This is a genomic window from Mediterraneibacter agrestimuris, assembly GCF_943193195.1.
Taxonomy (GTDB): domain Bacteria; phylum Bacillota; class Clostridia; order Lachnospirales; family Lachnospiraceae; genus Schaedlerella; species Schaedlerella agrestimuris.
Genome location: NZ_CALPDG010000025.1, coordinates 39,689 through 54,192 on the forward strand (window position 1 = coordinate 39,689; position 14,504 = coordinate 54,192).

10 protein-coding genes are annotated in these 14,504 nt (G+C 41.8%); 8 read left to right on the forward strand and 2 right to left on the reverse strand.

The genetic code is table 11. From position 1 onward, the window contains the following. The first annotated feature begins 64 nt into the window (after positions 1-64). The 5 genes from NFS18_RS12260 to NFS18_RS12280 all read left to right on the forward strand — a co-directional run bounded on the left by NFS18_RS12260 (position 65) and on the right by NFS18_RS12280 (position 7,011). On the forward strand, positions 65-1,090 hold the full coding sequence (locus tag NFS18_RS12260) for a sugar kinase (protein WP_251390508.1): 1,026 nt from the start codon (positions 65-67) through the stop codon (positions 1,088-1,090). Positions 1,091-1,210: 120 nt separating this feature from the next. Further along, a complete protein-coding gene (gene uxaC, locus NFS18_RS12265; RefSeq protein ID WP_251390510.1) occupies positions 1,211-2,611 on the forward strand; it encodes a glucuronate isomerase in 1,401 nt (466 codons plus the stop codon). 56 nt (positions 2,612-2,667) lie between these two features. Beyond that, positions 2,668-3,378 carry a FadR/GntR family transcriptional regulator gene (locus tag NFS18_RS12270; protein ID WP_251390512.1) on the forward strand — a complete coding sequence of 237 codons (711 nt, stop codon included), beginning with the start codon at positions 2,668-2,670 and terminating at the stop codon, positions 3,376-3,378. Positions 3,379-3,887: 509 nt separating this feature from the next. Beyond that, the gene (ilvD, locus tag NFS18_RS12275) at positions 3,888-5,609 is read left to right on the forward strand and encodes a dihydroxy-acid dehydratase (RefSeq protein ID WP_251390514.1); all 1,722 of its coding nucleotides are present in this window, start codon (positions 3,888-3,890) and stop codon (positions 5,607-5,609) included. A gap of 46 nt (positions 5,610-5,655) precedes the next feature. Beyond that, positions 5,656-7,011: a GntP family permease gene (locus tag NFS18_RS12280; protein WP_251390515.1), complete on the forward strand. Its 1,356-nt coding sequence runs from the start codon at positions 5,656-5,658 to the stop codon at positions 7,009-7,011. Positions 7,012-7,052: 41 nt separating this feature from the next. On the opposite strand, the gene NFS18_RS12285 is transcribed toward NFS18_RS12280, so the two are convergent. Further along, on the reverse strand, positions 7,053-8,282 hold the full coding sequence (locus NFS18_RS12285; RefSeq protein ID WP_251390518.1) for an AraC family transcriptional regulator: 1,230 nt from the start codon (positions 8,280-8,282) through the stop codon (positions 7,053-7,055). 245 nt (positions 8,283-8,527) lie between these two features. On the opposite strand from NFS18_RS12285, the gene NFS18_RS12290 reads away from it, so the two are divergent. Both NFS18_RS12290 and NFS18_RS12295 read left to right on the forward strand, forming a co-directional pair. After that, the gene (locus NFS18_RS12290) at positions 8,528-10,795 is read left to right on the forward strand and encodes a glycoside hydrolase family 2 protein (RefSeq protein WP_251390520.1); all 2,268 of its coding nucleotides are present in this window, start codon (positions 8,528-8,530) and stop codon (positions 10,793-10,795) included. Between the two features lie 43 nt (positions 10,796-10,838). Beyond that, positions 10,839-12,227, forward strand: a complete 1,389-nt coding sequence (locus NFS18_RS12295; RefSeq protein WP_251390522.1) for an MFS transporter — start codon at positions 10,839-10,841, stop codon at positions 12,225-12,227. 523 nt (positions 12,228-12,750) lie between these two features. On the opposite strand, the gene NFS18_RS12300 is transcribed toward NFS18_RS12295, so the two are convergent. Next, positions 12,751-13,104 (reverse strand): BlaI/MecI/CopY family transcriptional regulator, encoded by a 354-nt coding sequence (locus NFS18_RS12300; RefSeq protein WP_277613621.1) that lies wholly within the window; start codon positions 13,102-13,104, stop codon positions 12,751-12,753. Positions 13,105-13,474: 370 nt separating this feature from the next. Here NFS18_RS12300 and NFS18_RS12305 point away from each other — a divergent pair, with 370 nt between their 5' ends. Continuing rightward, entirely contained in the window at positions 13,475-14,122 is a 648-nt protein-coding gene (locus NFS18_RS12305; RefSeq protein ID WP_251390526.1) for a hypothetical protein, read from the forward strand. Positions 14,123-14,504 lie beyond the last annotated feature (382 nt).

A 14,504-nucleotide genomic window follows, 5' to 3' on the forward strand; every position in this document is an offset into this window, starting at 1 on the left:
CATAGCAATCTTGAAGACTGATATGTAAAATATAAAAAGCGTATGAAAAAGAAAGAGGAAGATTATGAGCAAGAAAGTAATTACATTTGGAGAGATTATGTTAAGACTGGCGCCGGAGGGATATTACCGTTTTGTACAGGCTGAGACACTTGGCGCAACATACGGAGGCGGAGAAGCTAATGTGGCGGTTTCACTTGCAAACTACGGATTCGATGCAAAGTTTGTTACCAAGCTTCCGAAGCATGAGATTGGACAGGCAGCAGTGAATTCCCTTAGAAAATACGGTGTAGACACATCCTTTATCGCACGCGGCGGCGACAGAGTTGGTATTTACTTTTTGGAAAAGGGCGCGTCTCAGAGACCGTCTAAAGTAATCTATGACAGGGCAGGTTCATCTATTTATACAGCAGTGCCGGAAGATTTTGACTGGAAAGCAATCTTTGACGGTGCAGAGTGGTTCCATTTTACAGGAATTACGCCGGCGCTGAATGATGGTGTAGCTGCAATCTGCCTTGAGGCATGTAAGGCTGCAAAAGAAGCAGGCGTTAAGGTTTCCTGTGATTTGAACTACAGAAACAAACTGTGGAGCAAGGAAAAAGCAGGGCAGGTTATGGGTGAGCTTTGCAAATATGTCGATGTATGTATCGCAAATGAAGAGGATGCTTCCGATGTATTTGGAATCAAGGCTGCCAATACAGATGTGTATGCAGGTGAAGTAAACCATGAAGGATATAAAGACGTGGCAAAACAGCTTGCTGACCGTTTCGGATTTGAGAAAGTAGCGATTACACTGCGCGAGTCTCTTTCTGCAAATGACAATCTCTGGTCTGCAATGTTGTATGATGGAACAGACTATTACTTTAGTAAGAAATATAAGATGCATATCGTAGACCGTGTCGGAGGCGGAGACAGCTTCGGAGGCGGACTGATTGCGGCAACATTGAACGGATTTGATGCACAGGCAACAATTGAATTTGCAGTTGCAGCATCTTGTCTGAAACACTCCATCGAGGGTGACTTCAATATGGTCTCTATGGACGAGGTTGCAAAACTTGCCGGCGGCGATGCTTCCGGACGTGTCCAGAGATAATAAATAATCCCTATTTGCTATGCTGAAATACAGCTGTCACGAGAGTGGCAGCTATATTTCTATAAATGGTTACTGTATTGGGACGTAAATGCGCATAAAAAGTTAGGAGGATGTCAGGTAATGAAACAATTTATGGATGAGAATTTTCTTCTGTCAACAGAAACCGCACAGAAGTTATATCATGAGTATGCAGAGGTAATGCCGATACTGGACTACCACTGTCATTTGAATCCGCAAGAGATTTATGAAGACAGAAGGTTTGATAACATTACGCAGGTGTGGTTAGGAGGCGACCATTATAAATGGCGCCAGATGCGTTCTAACGGAGTAGAAGAGAAGTATATTACAGGTGATGCTTCCGACCGGGAAAAGTTCCAGAAATGGGCGGAAACATTGGAGATGGCAATCGGTAATCCGTTGTATCACTGGAGCCATCTGGAACTGAAAAGATATTTCGGATACGAGGGATATTTAAACGGTGAAACAGCGGAAGAAGTGTGGAATTTGTGCAATGCCAGGCTGGCAGAAGCCGATATGAGCGCGCGAAATCTGATCAGAAAGTCAGGCGTCACACTGGTCTGTACAACAGATGATCCGGCAGATTCTCTGGAATGGCACAAAAAGCTGAAAGAGGATGACAGTTTTGATGTGCAGGTACTTCCGGCATGGAGACCGGACAAGGCGATGAATCTGGAGAAACCAGATTATCTGGATTATCTTGCAAAGCTGAGCGAAGTGAGCGGAGTAAAGATAGACAGTTTCCACACTTTGATCGAGGCTTTGAAGGTCCGCATGGATTTCTTTGCAGAGAATGGTTGTAGTATCTCTGATCATGGTCTGGAGTATGTAATGTATAAACCAGCTGACGAAAAAGAAATTGAGGCAATCTTTGCAAAGAGATTACAGGGAGAAACTGTGAGCCGTCAGGAAGAATTACAGTTTAAGACTGCATATATGACAGCTCTTGGAAAAGAGTATCATAAGAAAAACTGGGTGATGCAGCTTCATTATGGATGTAAACGTGACAACAATCAAATGATTTTCCGAAATCTGGGACCGGACACAGGGGTTGATTGTATCAACAATTTTACACCATCTTCTGAGATGGCAGATTATTTGAATACATTAGCTGTTACAGATGAATTGCCGAAGACTATCATTTATTCTTTAAATCCAATAGACAATGCAGCAATCGGGACGATTATCGGCTGCTTTCAGGGACCAGAAACGGCGGGCAAGATCCAGCAGGGAAGTGCATGGTGGTTCAATGACCATAAGACGGGAATGACAGAACAAATGATTTCATTGGCAAATCTGGGGCTGTTGGGCAATTTTATCGGAATGCTGACCGATTCCAGAAGTTTTCTGTCATATACCAGACATGAGTATTTCAGAAGAATTCTCTGTGAACTGATCGGCGGCTGGGTGGAAAACGGAGAGTATCCGGCAGATTATAATACGCTAGAGAAAATAATAAAGGGAATATCTTATAATAATGCCGTGCGCTATTTTGGATTTTAGCATAGGACTTTGCACTTGCTGCAAAGTCTGTAAGAATGCGTGATGGAGAATAATATATGAAGTCTTTGTCAAATATTAAAAGCAAATTACTTGCGGAGCAGATTGAAGAAGAAATTTTTCAGTATATTATAGATACGCCGTTTGGAGTTGGAGATAAACTGCCCAACGAATTTGAACTGGGAGAACGTTTTGGCGTTGGACGGAGTACCATACGCGAGGCGGTGAAACAGCTGATTTCCAAAGGGGTTCTGGAGGTGCGCCGTGGTTCTGGAACATACGTTGTCAATACCATGCCGGCGGATCTGGATCCGCTGGGACTTCAGGGACTGGCAGATAAGATGACACTGGCGCTTGACCTGGTGGAAGTGCGTCTTCTGCTTGAGCCGGGAATGGCAGAGATGGCAGCTCTCAATGCAACAGAAGAAGATATTGAGAAACTGACGGGGTTGTGTGATACAGTGGAACGTAAAATCAGGGAAGGCGAGGATTATATCAGAGATGATATCGCATTTCATACATGTGTTGCAGAATGCTCAAAGAATAAGGTTGTAGAGCAATTGATACCTGTAATTGATACGGCAGTTCTGATGTTTGTAAATGTAACGCATAAGATGCTGCGGGAAGAGAGTATTGATACTCATCGGGCGGTGACGGACGCAATTGCAGAGCATGACCCAATTGGAGCTAAGACTGCGATGATGATGCATATGACTTATAATCGTAATATGATACGAAAGCTGCAAAAAGAGTCGCAGCAGAAGAAATAAGAGTAACAGTTCAGCATAGGAGTTTTGCACTTGCTGCAAACTCCGTAAGAATGACAGTTTGCATAACTGCTTTGCCTGAAGATTGAGAGATTGAAGGAGAGCGGCAGTGAAAACTGTCTTTTTTGTTACAATGTATGCGATACAATAAACCGTGCGGCTGTTAGGAGTTTTCTTACTATTTTCTTGAAACGTCAGATGATCTTGGGTTGGGAATGGCTAAGACATCAGATGTATTTTTGCATAAAATTAGGTAAAAGCTTAATATTAAAAAACTAAATCCTAAAAAACACACTTTCTTTGTGTAAAATATACAAAACCAGTACAAATTATTTGGCAAAAAGTAGAAAGATAGTGAGATGACTTGAATCGATATATAGAGAATGGTAATATAAAACATGTAAGACGTCATATGTATATAAAGAAAAAAGAACATTCTAATTTAACCGGGATAAATTCATATGACGAATCGGAAAGTTGGATAATAAAGGAAAGAAAAGGAGGAATAATCTATGGAACTGAACAGTCAAAGAGTAAGAGGACTGGCGCCGGAAAATGATCCGCTGAAGATTGGTATGGGCTGGAGTGTGGAAGATTTGGACAAACCACAGATCCTTGTGGAGAGTACATTTGGTGACAGCCATCCGGGAAGCGCGCATTTGAATCAGTTTGTGGATGAAGCAATCAGAGGTATTACCGATGCAGGAGCCAAGGGAGCACGTTATTTTACAACAGATATTTGTGATGGAATCGCACAGGGACATGACGGGATTAACTATTCTCTTGTACATCGTGATATGATTGCCAACATGATTGAGATTCATGGAAATTCCACAGGATTTGACGGAGGTGTTTTCATTGCAAGCTGTGATAAATCCGTTCCGGCATGTCTGATGGGACTGGCAAGGCTGGATATGCCGTCCATCGTGATCACCGGAGGCGTGATGGACGCAGGACCGGATCTGCTTACACTTGAACAGATTGGAATGTACTCTGCAATGTGTAAAAGAGGAGAAATCACAGACGAGAAGCTGAACTATTACAAGCAGCATGCCTGCCCGTCCTGTGGCGCATGTTCCTTTATGGGTACTGCATCTACCATGCAGATTATGGCAGAAGCGCTGGGGTTGATGCTTCCGGGGTCTGCATTGATGCCGGCAACCTGTGAAGATTTGAAAGAAATAGCTTATCAGGCGGGAAAACAGGTTACAGAACTGGCGAAGAAAGGAATCAAAGCCAGCGATATTGTAACAATGAAGGCATTTGAAAATGCGATCATGGTACACGCTGCAATTTCCGGTTCTACAAACTCACTGCTTCACATTCCGGCAATGGCTCACGAACTGGGATTGGAGCTGGATGCGGATACATTTGACAAAATGCACAGAGGCGCACATTATCTTCTGGATATCCGTCCGGCAGGTAAGTGGCCGGCACAGTTCTTTTATTATGCAGGAGGCGTTCCGGCAGTTATGGAAGAAATTAAATCCCGGCTTCATCTGGATGTGATGACTGTGACAGGTAAGACGTTGGGAGAGAATCTGGAAGAATTGAAGCAGAATGGTTTCTACCAAAAATGTGAGAAATATCTGGAACCGTGGGGGATTAAGAGAACAGATGTTATCCGTCCCTTTGGGAATCCCATTGGAAATGACGGGACAGTCGGTATCCTGAGAGGCAATCTTGCACCGGAAGGTTCTGTTGTTAAACATTCCGCAGTTCCAAAGGAAATGTTCAAGGCGGTGCTGAAAGCAAAACCGTTTGACTGTGAGGAAGATGCCATTGAGGCAGTGCTTACGCATAAAATCCAGCCGGGAGATGCGGTGTTTATCCGCTACGAGGGACCGAAGGGCTCTGGTATGCCGGAGATGTTCTACACAACAGAAGCAATTTCCTCTGACCCTGAACTGGGAAAATCTATTGCTTTGATTACAGACGGAAGATTCTCAGGGGCATCTAAAGGACCCGCAATCGGTCATGTATCACCAGAGGCGGCAGACGGCGGTCCGATCGCGCTGGTAGAAGATGATGATCTGATTCATATTGATATTCCGAACCGGATTCTGGAAATTATTGGGATCAAAGGACAGGAGCTGCCGAAAAAAGAAGTAGACAAGATTTTGGAAGAACGTAAAAAGGCATGGAAGCCGAAGCCGCAGAAGTATACAAAGGGTGTTTTGAAAATCTATTCTGAACATGCTGTTTCCCCGATGAAGGGCGGATATATGGAGTAAGTAGAAAACGTAAAAGGATTGAGATTATTTTCAGGAGGTATAGGAAATGGATGCTGTAACATCTTTGAATCCAACCCGGCTTGTAATAGCGGCATTGGTAGGATTAGTTATATTATTAGTATTGATCATTAAATTTAACATTCAGGCAATGATCGCCATTTTAATCGGAGCACTGGCAATTGGCCTGATGGCGGGCATGCCGGTAGAAGATATAGTACTTGCAGTCAATGACGGTATTGGAAACACATTAAAAGGAATTGCCCTGCTGGTGGGCCTGGGGTCTATGTTCGGCGCCATACTTGAAGCGTCGGGTGGTGCGCAGACGATTGCTGTTACCATGGTCAAGAAATTCGGTGACCAAAAAGCGGCATGGGCGCTTGGAATTACAGGGCTAGTTATTGCAATGCCGGTATTTTTTGACGCAGGACTGATTATCTTGATTCCTCTGGCGTTTTCACTTGCAAAAAGAACAAAGAAGTCTTCGCTATTTTATGTGATTCCGCTGCTGGCAGGTCTGGCGGTCGGGCATGCATTTATCCCGCCCACACCGGGGCCGGTACTTGTGGCAACTATGCTGGAGGTTGAACTCGGATGGGTAATTCTGGTAGGCATTTTCTGTGGAACTGCCGCGATGATCGTAGCGGGGCCGATATGGGGAGCTATTTGCGGAAAGAAATATAATGTGGCGATTCCAGAGCATGTAGCAAATCAGGAAGACTTCGATGAATCTAAACTGCCGAAATTTAGTGTGATTGTAGGAATTATAATGATTCCGCTTGTACTGATCATTATGGATTCTGTGGCAGGCGTGGTGCCTGCGCTTGAATCGGCACGTCCGATACTCGGTTTCTTAGGAGAACCATTTGTAGCGCTTTTGATAGCAACGATTGTAGCAATGTGCATTCTCGGATATCGTTATGGTTATAATAAGAAAGAGCTAGAACAGATCATGACAAAATCCTTAGAACCGACAGGTATGATTCTGCTGGTAACGGCAAGCGGCGGTGTTCTCCGCTATATGCTGCAGTATTCGGGACTTGGTGAAGTGATCGGAAATGCAGTTTCTTCGGCGGCACTTCCGATGGTGATCGTAGCCTTTATCGTAGCGGCGCTGGTTCGTATTTCCGTAGGTTCTGCAACTGTAGCCATGACAATGGCTGCCGGTATTATCGCGGCAATGCCGGGAATCGCAGAGCTTTCACCATTGTATCTTGCCTGTGTAACAGCAGCAATTGCAGGCGGATCGACAGTATGTTCCCACTTTAATGATTCTGGTTTCTGGTTAGTCAAATCATTGGTTGGAATGGATGAAAAGACAACATTGAAGACATGGACAGTTATGGAGACACTGGTTGGTGTAACAGGATTTGCTGTAGCGCTTATAATATCCTTCTTTGCATAATGCCATGATGCTGGGGGCAAAAGGTAATTTGCCCCCTCTCTTTATGATATCTCTCCCCGATATTCCTTGGGGGTTTTCCCAATATACTTTTTAAATATTTTCGTAAAATAATTGACATCTTGTATGCCACAGAACTGTGCGATGCCCTGAATCTGCATATTGGTGGAATTAAGCAAAAAAACTGCGTTTTCTACCCGTTTCTTGTTGACATAATCTGTCAGTGTTACACCGGTCTCCTTTTTAAATAAGGTAGAAAGATAACTGGCGTTTACATTTAAGAGCTGCGCCTGTGTTTTGAGACTTAAGTCTGCCGTTAAGTCAGAATCAATTCTTGCAAGTACTTTTTGTATAGGAAGCGAGTAGCCTTTTGTGGAGTGGTTTTTGACAAGCAGACAGTATTTGTGTACCATCTCTTTTTGCAGCGTCAGTCCCGATTCCGGAGACACAATCTGTTCGATCTTGCGGGCAAAACGGGAAGAAAGGCTGTCGATATGCAGGGGATGGACGTCTCCATATTCTGCGCCTTTCCGTAAGATGGTATTCAGGATGATGCAATAATTCTTAATATCCCGTACCGGATCAGCAAGCCGTTGTTCCATCAGACGAAAGCTGTTTCGTGCGATAGCGGCTTCTGCTTTGTGTGTCAGACCCTGAGAAACGGCATGTATCAAAAGATTTTCCGAGGCATATCGTTTTTCCAGAACCTGCATGGTTAGGAATGCTTCTTCCGGTTCCCGGAAATCCGGTCTGGATGCTACAGGCTCAATGTTTTCGGGCATCAGATTATCCATATATTCAATGGAAAAGTTTTCCATACTATCCCATAGTGTTTCACCCAATGTCGAGAACAGGATACGCAGGCTGTCTTCTTCTGGGATGACGGGAAGATTAGAATAATATTTGTTCAACTGGTTATACTGCTGGGGAGAGAGCGCATGGCGCTCTGCAATGTTCAGCAGAATCGATTTGGTTATATAATGGTTAGTATAAGGTCCGATTAGTAAATAGGACGGGGAGTTTTCCGTATCTGGCAGCGGAAAACAGGCATAGCGGCATAAAAATGCGTCCTGCATCAGAAAAATTGTGTTTGGCTTGTGAATATTCGGAATCGAAAAAAATAATTTCTTGTAGTCTGTTTTGCCATAAATCATTTCACGCAGCCCCAGATCCAATACTGGGAAGTCATTGCTGTTCGCGTCAAGTAAGATTGTCTTAGTGTGAAGGTTTTTGAACAACCGGCATAAAAATGTCAATTCTGCTTCGTAATGCATAAGAATCCTTTCTATGAATAAAATATAGTTTGTGAGAATAGAAATCATTTTATGTATCTATTTTTGAATCGTAAAATTATATTCTATTATCGTACAATTTTTGGTAAAAAACAAGAGGGTATAAAAATAATACGAAAATAGATAGAAAATCTCCTAACTGAAATATAAAAAAGTGATTAATATAATGACAGCAATAAGTTACAGGCAGATACATAGAATGAACTCAAAAAGGAGGAACAAACAGTATGCGTAAAGTAATGAACTTGAATGAAAACTGGCGGTTTATTCAAAAGGATGCAGGACTTCCTGCGTCGCTTCCGACAGATTGGGAGCGTATAAACCTGCCTCACACATGGAATGCTGTTGACGGACATGACGGTAATGGAGGTTATGACAGAGGAAACTACTGGTATGCAAAGACATTTGCAACGCCGAAGCAGGCATTCGGGGGCAGCAGAGTGTTCGTGGAGGTTTTGGCAGCAGGACAGCAGGCAACCGTATATGTAAATGGAACAGAGGTGACATATCATGAGGGAGGGTATTCCATCTTCCGTGCAGATATTACAGATCTGTGTAAGGATGGGGAGGAAAATCTTCTTGTGGTAGCTTGCAGCAACGAGCATAAAGACGGCGTTTATCCGCAGGCGGCAGATTTTACGTTTTATGGAGGACTGTACCGCGGTGTGAATATCATTAGTGTACCGGAAACACATTTTGATCTGGAATATTACGGCGGTCCGGGGATGCAGGTAACACCGGTACCTTTTGACTGCGGCGGAGCAGAATTTGATATCGTATCCTATGTAAAAAATGCAGATGAGAACTTTACTGTATTGTACTCTGTCAAAGATGCAGACGGAAATGAAGTGGCATCTGCCTGCCGTCCGGCAGACGATACAAGGGTGAGGATCCATGTGCCGGATGCGAAGAAATGGGAAATTGATTCTCCATATCTGTATACAGTAACGGCAGAACTCCAGAGACGCAATGAAGTATTTGACGAGATATCTGTTCAGGCAGGTGTGAGAAGTTTCTCCTGCGATCCAAATAAGGGATTCATCATCAATGGTGTGGAAACACCGCTGCGTGGTGTGAGCCGTCATCAGGATCAGCTATACAAAGGAAATGCATTGACAAGAAAGGACCACTTTGAAGATGCGAGAATCATCAAAGAGCTTGGCGCAAATACCATCCGTTTGGCGCATTATCAGCACAGTCAGGACTTTTATGATGCATGCGATGAGCTGGGATTTGTAGTGTGGGCAGAGATTCCGTTTATCAGTGTGATGAACAATGATCCGGCAGCCCATCAGAACTGCATCAGCCAGTTGAAAGAACTGATCATTCAGAATTACAATCATCCTTCTATCTGCTTCTGGGGAATTTCCAACGAAATCCTGATCGGCGGAATTTCCGAACAGCTGGTGGAAAATCATAAAGAGTTAAATGCTCTTGCAAAAGAACTGGATCCGACCAGACTGACCACAATCGCTCATGTAAGCATGACGCCGGTAGAGAGTCCGATGCATCATATTACGGATGTGATCAGTTACAACCATTACTTTGGATGGTATGGAGGCAAGATGGAAGACAATGGACCGTGGCTGGATATGTTCCATAACAAGCATCCTGATCTTTGTGTGGGAATGTCTGAGTACGGATGTGAAGGTATCGTGACCTATCACGGACCGAATCCGGCATGCAAGGATTACAGTGAGGAGTATCAGGCTTTGTATCATGAGCATTTGGCAAAGGTGTTTGACGAGCGTCCGTGGATCTGGTCTACACATGTATGGAATATGTTTGACTTTGGCTGTGCAGCCCGTGACGAGGGCGGTGTGTCCGGCCGAAATAATAAGGGTCTTGTAACAATGGATCGCAAGACGAAGAAAGACAGCTATTATATTTACAAGGCATATTGGAACAAAGAGCCAATGGTACATGTATGCGGCAGGCGTTATGCGCAGCGTGCAGGTGAGACAACAGAAATCCGTGTTTATTCCAATCAGCCGACAGTTACTTTGTATCTGAATGGAGAGAAAGCAGGTGAGTTAAGTGCAGATAAGGTATTTGTCTTCAATGTAGAGCTGAAAGACGGACAGAACACTGTGCTGGCAGCAGCAGGAGATGTAAAAGACAGTATTACACTTGAGAAAGTGGAGAAAGAGCCTGAGATTTATGTACTTCCAGAAGTGAATGAACGTGCAGAAGGCGTGGCAAACTGGTTCAAGACAGTGGGAGATATGGATCTGAAGGCGCCGATGGAATTCCCAGAGGGAATGTACAGCATTAAGGATACCATCGAAGAGATTGCAGCCAATGAAGAGGCATTACAGATTATTCAGGAGGCCGTGAAACTGGCAATGAACATGAATGTGGTTCCGGGCGAAGGCATGTGGGATATGATGAAGGGCATGAGCATGGAGAAGATGAAAGACATGGCAGGAAGCTTGATGCCGGAAGGATTTATTGAAAGCCTGAATGCGAAGCTGATCAAGATCAAGAAAAATTGAAAGCTTAAAACAGAAGAATCAGTAAGAAGAAAGGAATGAGGATATGGATAATCAGAAAAAGATCCCAGCATTTGGAATGCGGGACAAAATCGGCTATATGTTCGGAGATTTCGGTAACGATTTTACATTTATTTTGTCTTCCAGTTTTATGTTAAAGTTCTATACAGACGTGATGGGACTGTCGGCTGCCGTTGTGGGTATGCTGATGATGGCTGCGCGTTTTGTGGATGCGGTTACGGATGTGACAATGGGACAGATCGTTGACCGTTCCAAGCCGACGAAAGATGGGAAATTCAAACCTTGGATCCGGAGAATGTGCGGACCGGTCGCAATTGCTTCTTTCTTGATTTATCAGTCAGGATTTGCAGATATGTCTTATGGATTCAGGCTGGGATGGATGATCGTGACTTATTTGTTATGGGGAAGCATCTTCTACACATCCATTAATATTCCGTATGGATCTATGGCATCTGCAGTTTCTGCAGAAGCAACGGACCGTGCGTCTCTTTCTACGTGGCGTTCTATTGGAGCAACACTGGCAGGACTTGTAATCGGTGTGGGAACACCAATGGTTGCATATGTAACAGTAAATGGTAATACAGTCTTGTCCGGAAGCCGTATGACAATCATTGCGGGAGTATTCAGTGTTCTTGCAATTATTTGTTATATGCTCTGCTTTACGCTTGTAAGAGAACGTGTTCCGGTTCCGGCAAACAATACAAAACTGGATGTTGTAAAGTTACTTCGCAGTCTTGTGACAAACCGTGCGCTGCTCGGTATTATTGCTGCGGCAATCTTGCTGCTTCTTGCCATGCTCGGTATGCAGGGAATGTCTGCTTATGTATTCCCGAACTATTATGGAAGTCCGGCAGCGCAATCGATGGCAGCGATGGCAGGAAGCCTGGCGACTCTGGTTATCTGTGCACCGCTTGCAACGAAGTTATCTGCGAAATTTGGAAAGAAAGAACTGTCGATCACTTCCTGCCTGGCAGGCGCAGCTTTCTATATGGTCTGTCTGGTTATGAAACCGGAAAATCCATATGTATATGTTGTATTCTATACACTGGCAATGATTGGAATCGGATTCTTCAACATGATTATCTGGGCGATGATCACAGATGTCATTGATGATGCGGAAGTAAAGAACGGGATTCGTGAAGATGGAACCATTTATTCCGTATATTCCTTTGCACGTAAGATTGGACAGGCGTTGTCTTCCGGTATGGTAGGCGCACTGCTTTCACTGGTTGGATATACAACGGCAACAGCATTTGACCCGGATGTAGTAGACGGAATCTTTAATATTTCCTGTATCGTACCGATCGTTGGATTAGTAGCGGTTGCATTGGCTTTGATATTCATTTATCCGTTAAACAAAAAGAAAGTAGATGCAAATGTATTAGAACTGAAGAAACGCCGTAAAGAAGCATAAGAATGGCGAAGAGCATCGGCAGTTTTAAGTATTTGATATAAGACATCATAAAACAGGGCTGCCGGTTACTACCAATTTTTAGACTCTAAATCTTAAAATACGAATCTCTAATAGAAATCAGCGCTTTTAGTACCTGATCTGCTGTGAGAGATTCGTATTTTTTTATTCAATCAGTTTCCCATTTTATAGTTGAATGATTAAATAGTCGTTTGTAAAGTTTTCCGTTTATCATTTTGTACCGCCATTCTAATTTATTGGTGTATGTATCAAATGTTTTAAATATCGTGGGTATTGTATATAATGCCAAATTAGTTTGAACAATTTATAATAAAAACCAACAAACCAAATGATAAGGAAGGCACTGGCAATAGAAAAATTAGTATTTCCAATTTTTAAATTAAAGAAAGCGTGAATTGGAAGTAATTTAATATTTTTGTTATAATGTAGTATATAGCACAGGTATCCTGTTAAAAAGATAATTGTAAAAAAAGATGTTAAAAAAGGGCCCAATGATACAGACACTTTATTCCATCCTCAGTTGCTTCTTTCTTTTTAAGATTAGTTCTTCTAATTCATTTAATACTTGTTCATCTGTTTCTTCATCTACAAGGTTTGCCATGATAGCAAATGGAGAAGAAAAATGAGCCAATTTCTCGCAACTCATAGCAAGATACTCGTTGTAGCTTATAATTGGCGTATAACTTCTAGTTAATACAGTGCCGCTATATACAATCTGCTCTACTTTGATATACTCTTTTTTTATCAGGCTTCTAAGTGATGCCTGCACTGTATTAATCTGTAAATCTTCGGATTTCTGTACAATAGCAGAAGCTGTCATAGATTCGGGGGAATTCCACAATATTTCCATAACCTGCAACTGTCGCCTACTTACTCAATGATATATTGATAAATAATTAAAGTGATGATATGATTGAAAATGATAAAACAATTACTAAAAAGGGGATGATGGTATTGAGTTGATTTTTCCGAAATTATGCACCTGTAAAATAATAATTGTTTTACTTTAACTCTTCTTCCGACAAATGCATGTAATTGTCGTTGCGCATATTGTTTTGAGAAAGAATATAATTAAGAAACTACCGTTATGTTTTGGTGGATGTCCATACTTTAGCATATATAAATCGGATGAACATTATATGTATGAATGTAACCCTATTACATTAAATAGTCTTGATCGTGTTAAGGCAGTAGCAAGAACTAGCAGTAAATAGAGAGGTGAGAAAATTATGAGCCTAAAAAAAATTCTGAGCAGTAAAATTTACTTACGAATTTTAATTATTGCAGCAATTTTGAGTGATTGTTTTAATAATAAATTGAATTGGATGTGCATTTTGTATGTTGTAGGACTTATCCTGACTTATATCTTTTCGAATATTATTTCTGTTACTACTGATAAAAGTGAAAAGAATTTTAATATATTCTGGTTTCTGACACAAATAATAAGAAAGTACAAGTTTTTAATAGGTATTTGCATTATGTTAAATTTTGTTGTCATTTTTATTTACAAAAATACAGAAATAGCCATGAATTGGTGCGTTGGTAGCATTTACTTTACCATGATGGTAATTCTTTTTCAAATCAAAGGAATATGGAAAAAAAATAACGTGTCAAGAAATGTTGCATTTGGAAGACTGGTGTATTTCCTAATGTTTCCCACATTGTATTATGTAGTGCTAATCAGATTACAACGTCCAATGATAAATAGTTTTCACTTTTTATTTTCAAAGGTGCAATTTAATGGTTTACCTATTGAGTTTTTGTATAGAAACACATTATTTTGGATTGTAAATTTAGTTGTAATAGGTGGTTTTGTATTATATTTGTTTAATATAAGAAAAGAAATTACGATGAAATATTTTTTACAACAGAATTGACAAGATAGGATAAAAAAAAGTGATAGCATCTTTGAATTGGCTCTGTCATTGTAGATGAGTGAGTGCACAAAACCATGTAAAACGAAAAACAGGATGATTTATTTATTATTTTCTAAAGCCACCAGTTTCGTTGAATTCGAATGAATGTGATTTTTAAGTAATCTAGCTTGTGGACACTGTGTAAGACATTGTAATGCCGAAAGCAAATGCAATGGTGGCAGAAACAAGAGTCCCCTTGCTTTAGCTATGGGGGTGCCAAAGAGTGCTATAAAATATATTTTAAGGTAATATAGATAAAGCGAATGTATAAAATAGAAAGAGTTTTTTCAGAAGGAGGCGGATTGGAGATGAATGGAAAATTACCCAAAAAAGCAGCAATTGT

Excerpts from the sequence above, each read along its gene's own strand:
- NFS18_RS12305 (WP_251390526.1), top strand. The coding sequence starts at position 13,475 with ATGAGCCTAAAAAAAATTCTGAGCAGTAAAATTTACTTACGAATTTTA.
- NFS18_RS12270 (WP_251390512.1), top strand. The coding sequence starts at position 2,668 with ATGAAGTCTTTGTCAAATATTAAAAGCAAATTACTTGCGGAGCAGATT.
- ilvD (WP_251390514.1), top strand. The coding sequence starts at position 3,888 with ATGGAACTGAACAGTCAAAGAGTAAGAGGACTGGCGCCGGAAAATGAT.
- NFS18_RS12285 (WP_251390518.1), bottom strand. The coding sequence starts at position 8,282 with ATGCATTACGAAGCAGAATTGACATTTTTATGCCGGTTGTTCAAAAAC.
- NFS18_RS12290 (WP_251390520.1), top strand. The coding sequence starts at position 8,528 with ATGCGTAAAGTAATGAACTTGAATGAAAACTGGCGGTTTATTCAAAAG.
- NFS18_RS12260 (WP_251390508.1), top strand. The coding sequence starts at position 65 with ATGAGCAAGAAAGTAATTACATTTGGAGAGATTATGTTAAGACTGGCG.
- NFS18_RS12295 (WP_251390522.1), top strand. The coding sequence starts at position 10,839 with ATGGATAATCAGAAAAAGATCCCAGCATTTGGAATGCGGGACAAAATC.
- NFS18_RS12280 (WP_251390515.1), top strand. The coding sequence starts at position 5,656 with ATGGATGCTGTAACATCTTTGAATCCAACCCGGCTTGTAATAGCGGCA.
- uxaC (WP_251390510.1), top strand. The coding sequence starts at position 1,211 with ATGAAACAATTTATGGATGAGAATTTTCTTCTGTCAACAGAAACCGCA.